General features: G+C 57.0%; 8 protein-coding genes and 2 rRNA genes. 5 read left to right on the top strand and 5 right to left on the bottom strand.

All coding sequences use genetic code 11. The features are described from left to right. Together FH08_RS0114990 and rrf are read left to right on the top strand one after the other, a co-directional pair. Nucleotides 1-200: ribosomal RNA gene (locus FH08_RS0114990) — 23S ribosomal RNA — on the top strand; the annotation flags it as partial. A gap of 176 nt (nt 201-376) precedes the next feature. After that, a 5S ribosomal RNA gene (gene rrf, locus FH08_RS0114985) occupies nt 377-489 on the top strand. A 247-nt stretch (nt 490-736) separates the two neighbouring features. Here the strand turns inward: rrf and FH08_RS0114980 are convergent. Continuing rightward, a complete protein-coding gene (locus FH08_RS0114980; RefSeq protein WP_031359101.1) occupies nt 737-1,663 on the bottom strand; it encodes a dTDP-4-dehydrorhamnose reductase family protein in 927 nt (308 codons plus the stop codon). Next, a complete protein-coding gene (locus FH08_RS0114975; RefSeq protein WP_031359100.1) occupies nt 1,660-1,866 on the bottom strand; it encodes a heavy-metal-associated domain-containing protein in 207 nt (68 codons plus the stop codon). The genes FH08_RS0114980 and FH08_RS0114975 overlap by 4 nt, the downstream gene beginning before the upstream one ends. A 97-nt stretch (nt 1,867-1,963) precedes the next feature. Between FH08_RS0114975 and cueR the strand changes: the two genes are divergently transcribed. Both cueR and FH08_RS51870 read left to right on the top strand, forming a co-directional pair. Next, complete coding sequence (cueR, locus tag FH08_RS0114970; protein WP_031359099.1) at nt 1,964-2,350, top strand: Cu(I)-responsive transcriptional regulator; 387 nt, start codon at nt 1,964-1,966, stop codon at nt 2,348-2,350. Nucleotides 2,351-2,624: 274 nt separating this feature from the next. Then, on the top strand, nt 2,625-2,771 hold the full coding sequence (locus tag FH08_RS51870; protein ID WP_087882081.1) for a DUF3563 family protein: 147 nt from the start codon (nt 2,625-2,627) through the stop codon (nt 2,769-2,771). 94 nt (nt 2,772-2,865) lie between these two features. On the opposite strand, the gene FH08_RS0114960 is transcribed toward FH08_RS51870, so the two are convergent. Then, complete coding sequence (locus FH08_RS0114960) at nt 2,866-3,279, bottom strand: DUF305 domain-containing protein (protein WP_031359098.1); 414 nt, start codon at nt 3,277-3,279, stop codon at nt 2,866-2,868. Between the two features lie 201 nt (nt 3,280-3,480). On the opposite strand from FH08_RS0114960, the gene FH08_RS49505 reads away from it, so the two are divergent. Beyond that, nucleotides 3,481-4,023 carry a hypothetical protein gene (locus FH08_RS49505; RefSeq protein WP_152602833.1) on the top strand — a complete coding sequence of 181 codons (543 nt, stop codon included), beginning with the start codon at nt 3,481-3,483 and terminating at the stop codon, nt 4,021-4,023. A 21-nt stretch (nt 4,024-4,044) separates the two neighbouring features. Here the strand turns inward: FH08_RS49505 and FH08_RS0114945 are convergent, their stop codons facing one another. Both FH08_RS0114945 and FH08_RS0114940 read right to left on the bottom strand, forming a co-directional pair. Further along, entirely contained in the window at nt 4,045-4,890 is an 846-nt protein-coding gene (locus FH08_RS0114945; protein WP_031359096.1) for a 23S rRNA (adenine(2030)-N(6))-methyltransferase RlmJ, read from the bottom strand. A gap of 169 nt (nt 4,891-5,059) precedes the next feature. Further along, complete coding sequence (locus tag FH08_RS0114940) at nt 5,060-6,031, bottom strand: potassium channel beta subunit family protein (RefSeq protein WP_031359095.1); 972 nt, start codon at nt 6,029-6,031, stop codon at nt 5,060-5,062. Between the last annotated feature and the right edge of the window lie 56 nt (nt 6,032-6,087).

The raw sequence follows: 6,087 nt of genomic DNA, 5'->3' as shown, positions 1-6,087 counted from the left end.
AGTGGCATCGCCGGGTAGCTATGTTCGGAAGAGATAACCGCTGAAAGCATCTAAGCGGGAAACTCGCCTTGAGATGAGATATCCCTGGGGCTTCGAGCCCCTTGAAGGGTCGTTCTAGACCAGGACGTTGATAGGTCAGGTGTGGAAGTGCAGTAATGCATTAAGCTAACTGATACTAATTGCCCGTAAGGCTTGATCCTATAACCAGTGTGTCTCGGGTGCGCAAGAGCAACCCGGAACCGCCAAGGTTGAGATCAGTGTTGTGCCAGTACTAAACACAACCCAAAGCAACACCAGTAATAACGAGAGACACTCTCGACTACTTCTTCCCCAGATTGGTTGCGTTGACCAGAAATCAGCGCAACACCCCCTCATGCCTGATGACCATAGCGAGTTGGTACCACCCCTTCCCATCCCGAACAGGACCGTGAAACGACTCCACGCCAATGATAGTGCGGATACCCGTGTGAAAGTAGGTAATCGTCAGGCTCCTCATTCGCTGCAACTCACCGCAGCTTCGCAAAAACCCCACCCCAAAAAGGTGGGGTTTTTGCGTTTCGGGCTCACGCTTCAAATAGCCGACTCGTGACGCTCTTCGCGCTCCATTCGGGTGTCCGGTATGACCGTCGAAGTAACTGTCGTTGTCTTCGAATCTTTGCCCAGCACCGAAATGCCAATGTGACCAATGCGTTGAATTCGGGCGTAGCCTGGTTGGCTACGCCCGAATTTCACGGCCTCACAGGTTTGTTGGACGCGGCCAGTCTTGCAGTACCGTGCGGATCGCGGTGTCGAAAGGTGTTCGTTGTCCGATCTTCAAAACCTCCAAGGCATCCGATGCGAGATGGCAGTTTCGTGGGCGCGGCGTAGCATCATTCGGCGTTCGTTGTGCCGTGATGCGGGCATCAATATTCAGCACTTGCGCGATCCTCTGCGCAATGTCGAACTTTGTCATCGGCTCATCGCCGGACCAGTGCATCACGCCGGTAACTGAGTCACCGATTTCATGCCGCTCCAGCAGTTGCCGGATCACAACCGCCACGTCGGGTGTGAAGGTGGGGTAGCGCGTTGCCCAAGCGTCCATCACCGCGGGTGTGACTCCGCAAGCAGATTCCACGATTGCCGGCATCAAGCTTGTTACCGCCGACTCACCCCAGTCGATCACCGGACCATACAGGAGCGGTAAACGCAGCACGCAGGACCGCGCACCGGATCCCAGCAGCGCCCGCTCTCCGTCAAGCTTGCTACGACCATAGGCATTAAGGGGATTTGGCACATCGCCCGGCTGATAGGGCGGTCGTGTGCCATCGAAGACATAGTCGGTCGAGATGGAGAGAATCCACGAACCGATTTCCTGTGCGGCACTCGCGATAAAGCCTAATGCGTTGACGTTCAACGCTCGTGCGAGCACTGGGTCATTCTCACAAACGTCTGGACGCCGTTCGGCCGCGGCCACAACGACAGCGTCAGGCGCCTGGTCAGCGATGAACTGGCGGACGGCACCTTCATCGCGGATATCGAGCGTGATGGTGCTCGCGTCGCCATGACGGAATGCTGTACGTACCACCTGCCACCGGGTTATCACGGCCAGTTCATTCGCGACGGCGCGTCCAAGCAACCCGGATGCGCCGATCAATGCAACCTTGAATTGCGCCCCCCGTGTCATGCGGCGTTCGCCGATATGACCGTGTAGCCCGCCTCATCGATTGCTTCCTTGAGCGCATCGATGCCTTCGGTCGATACCACTACAACACGCCCGTGCTCGAGATCCACTTGAACTTGTGCCGCGGCGTCTATTTCATGGATCGAACGCGTGACCGCGGCGACGCAATGCTGGCAGCTCATGCCGTCTACCTTGAATTCAGCCATATCAATTCCTTGCCTGGTTTTTGTAAGAGCGAACCATGCTATACCTTCCTATCGTTGGAAGGTGTAGAGTCCATGGAAAAATTCGGGAGTATCTGCGATGAACATCGGTGAAGCGGCGCGGGCGTCCGGCGTGACGGCCAAGATGATTCGGTATTACGAAAGCGTTGGCCTTTTACCACCGGCCGACCGCACCACATCGGGGTACAGGATGTACGGGACCCAGGAGGTTCATGCGCTCCGCTTTGTTCGGCAAGCGCGTCGGCTCGGCTTTCTGGTCGACGATATTCGCAAACTCCTGGCCTTGTGGCAGGACCGGCAGCGCGCCAGTGCAGAGGTCAAGGCAATCGCGCTCGAACATGTCGCGGAGTTGGACAGGCGGATCGCGGAACTCACGGATATGCGGGACACGCTCGCTCATTTGGCGGTCAATTGTCACGGTGACGGACGACCCGATTGCCCCATTCTGGAAGGGTTGGCCGAATGACCCTGTTGGTGCATTGGGATATGCTCGTTCAGCCGAGCCATGCACCACAGATGTGCCAATTTGATGCTCTGATTTGAAATTTTCCGAGAAAACCAGCGAAATCAACTACTTGTTCCGAGGCGGTGCATGCACCATTCCAAAAAAGAATGCACCCAATGCAGGCATTTCACTAACACCTCCAGCGCGGTTCCTCTATAATTCGGGTTAACCCTTTTGAGGGATATCCCTGACCCGAACCGCCGGGGATTCATTTGAAATCCTTGGAGAAAAAATCATGTTTGCATTCCTGCTCGAAAAAGTCAGCATCTGGTTTGAAACCGCCGAACGTAATCGTCGTGAAGAATATCTGGCCCAATCGTCGGATATCGTCCAACTCGAAAAGCGTATTCGCTCGTTGGAAACCGAAGGCTACTCGCTGTAATTTCCGCCGAGAACACCCGGCCGAAAAATCGAACAAGCCCCGCATGCGGGGCTTTGTCGTTTTTGGGCTACTCTCGCCAATCAGGCCAAGGTGCTCACTTTTTCTGGGGATGCGTTGCGATCCATTGCTTCATGAATGCGATCTCCTTGTCCTGCGAAGCGATGATCTCTTTGGCCAAGGCCCGCAACTTGGCGTCTTCGCCGTACTTCAGCTCGACCTTTGCCATCGCAACGGCGCCCTCGTGGTGCGGGATCATGTGCGCGACAAAATCGTGATCGGCGTTACCGGTGTACTCGACACCGGACATGCCGGACATCATCGAATGATCGGCTGCCTGGAATTCCTTCGTCGATGCAGAATCGCCCTGGTTGCCGCTTGCGGCTGACATATCCATGCCGGCCATCGATGCAGAGGATGCCGGCGTCTGTGCAAACGCAGCGGGCATCGAGACAACGATTGAGATTGCAAACGCGGCTGCGCCAGCGAGGAAGGCTTTCGGGAATGTCATCGAATCTCCTTGAATGTCGACTTTCGGGAGAGCTAGCTTAAAGCTTGCCATCGCGGTAAGGTAAAGCGCTTTTATATGATGTGAAATGAATCGGACCGATATGCGTGTCGGCGATCATTCATTCGCCAAGGGGGCGCTGTGAGTCCAAAACTTCGACCTGTCAAAAGTGTGGCGATTGCGGCGCTATGCTTGGTCTCGGGTTTGACCACCCTGGACGCATTCGCCCAGGCGGGTGGTCAGCCGCTCATCTTGAGTACGCAGACCGGGATTCACAGCGGCGCAGGGGGCACCGTTCTGCAGACGGGTCCGTTGAATGGCTCGGGCATGGTGCCCGCGAGCCCCATGGCCACGTTGCTCGAATTGCCGCAGCAAGATCAGCAGACGATCGTCGTTTCGCCTTATATCGATCTTCAGCAGGGCGGCGGCCATCATGGCGCGCAGGGATACGGCTCCTCTACGGCTTCACAGGCACCGTCCAATTACCGGCATCGGCCGCATTCCGCGTCGTTGCATTCCGGCGCGTCTTACGGCGTGCCAACCGGTGCTCAAACCCAGGCCCCAGGTCTGACGCAGCCTGCCGTGCCGCAGGCGCCGAAGTCTCCCGGGCAGCAGCCCCCGATAATCACACCGATATCCGTCGCAACGCCGAAAACGGTCGCAACACCGAACCCTGTGGCGACCGTGCCAACCCGATCGTCGAACCCACACACCGTAAGCGGTTCGGTTACCACGTCACTTGATTAACGGCGAACGGTACCGGCACTTTCAGTTGCCACGATGTTCGAGTTTGAACGCTGCCTTGCTGTCCTGACCGAGTGCGTCGACGAGATAGGGCAGCGTTTCTTTCAACTCAGCTGCGAGCGTATACGGCGGATTCACGATAAACATGCCACTCCCGAAAAGCCCAAAGCCGTCGACGGGAGGTTTGCTCACGGTCAATGACGCATGCAGCCAATTCTTCGGCTGCACACGCTTCAGTTGATCGGCGAAACGCTGGGACTCCAGCCGGGTCACTTGCGGATACCAGATTGCATACGTGCCGGTCGCAAAGCGCTTCAGGCTTTCTTCGAGGCAGTTGAGCGTGCGTGCGTAGTCGCGCTTGTCTTCATACGACGGATCGATCAGAACAAGTGCGCGACGCGGAGGAGGGGGTAACAGCTTGATTATGCCGTCGAAACCATCGCCTTCGAAGAGCACTGCACGTCGGCCGGCGTCGCGAAAATTGTGGCGCAGCACGTCGATTTCTGTGGAATGCAGCTCGAACAACCGCATACGATCCTGTTCGCGCATTACCCGCCAAGCGAGATAGGGAGAGCCGGGATAAAACTGCAGCGTGCCGTCCGCATTCAGCGCCTTGACCTCTTTGACGTAATCCTTGAGCAAGCCCGGCAAATCCCGCTTGGTCCAGATCTTGGCAATGCCTGTCTCGAACTCGCCCGTCTTGGTCGCAAATCCGTCGGTCAGCGAATACACGCCGGCTCCGGCGTGGGTGTCGATATACCAGAACGCCTTGTCCTTCTGGGCAAGGTGTTGCAGCAACTGCACGACGACCGCGTGTTTCAGCACGTCTGCGTGGTTGCCTGCGTGAAAGGCGTGTCGGTAACTGAGCATGGCAAATGAGTGAGCGAGACGAGAATGAGCGCGGCCTGAGCCGGACGGACGAAGCTGAGCGCCGAGTCGAAGGCGCTGTACGGCACGATAAGGCGCACGCAGCAGGGTCGTTATTGTAGCCGACGACCCTGCTTGTCCAGGATCAACCCGTCAGACGAGCCCGTCAAACTCAAACGTACGCGTCGCCCACGATTTCCTCGATGCGCTGCTTGATCTCGGGCGTGATCTTTTGCACGACATCGATGGCCTTCATATTCTCGTGAATCTGCTCGACCCGCGATGCGCCCGTAATGACTGTGCTGACATTCGGATTCAGCAAAATCCAGGCGAGGGAAAGCTGTGCAAGCGAGCAGCCAAGCTGGTCGGATACCTCCGCAAGCCGCCCAACAATGTTATTTGCGCCCTTGTCTGTCAGCTTGTTGGCCAACCACTCGTAACCTTGAAGCTGGGCACGGCTGCCCGATGGAACGCCATCACGATACTTGCCGCTGAGCAGCCCGGAAGCCAGCGGGCTCCAGGTTGTCAGACCCAGTCCAATGTCCTCATAAAGGCGCTTGTATTCGTTCTCGACTCGCTTGCGATGCAGAAGGTTGTACTCAGGCTGCTCCATCACCGGCTTATGCAGATGATGCCGCTCGGCAATATCGTACGCCGTGCGAATCTCGTCCGCGCTCCATTCCGACGTGCCCCAGTACAGCGCTTTGCCCCGCGCGATGATGTCGCTCATTGCCCAAACCGTTTCTTCGATTGGCGTATGCGGATCGGGTCGATGGCAAAACACGAGATCGACGTAGTCGAGTTGCAGGCGAGCAAGCGACCCGTCAATGGCGTTATGCAGGTACTTGCGGCTCAGCGTTTGCTGCTGGTTCGGCCCTTCGTTGATACCGAAGAAAAACTTGGTCGATACAACGTAGCTCACCCGCGGCCACGCGAGTTCTTTGAGCGCGCGCCCCATGATTTCTTCGGACTTGCCTTTGGAATAGACCTCGGCGTTATCGAAGAAATTTACACCGTGATCGCGGGCTGCAGCGAGCGACTCGCGCGCCGCGCGATGGTCGACCTGCGTGCCGTAAGTTACCCACGAGCCGATCGACAATTCGCTGACCTGCAGGCCGGAACGTCCTAGCCGACGATAGTTCATGTGAGTGATCTCCAGTTTTCGGTTTGAGTTGCTTCAGGCGGGTTTCAGAGCTTAAT

The organism is Caballeronia sordidicola (assembly GCF_000729995.1).
GTDB lineage: Bacteria > Pseudomonadota > Gammaproteobacteria > Burkholderiales > Burkholderiaceae > Caballeronia > Caballeronia sordidicola_A.
This window is presented reverse-complemented; position numbering and strand designations above follow the sequence as displayed.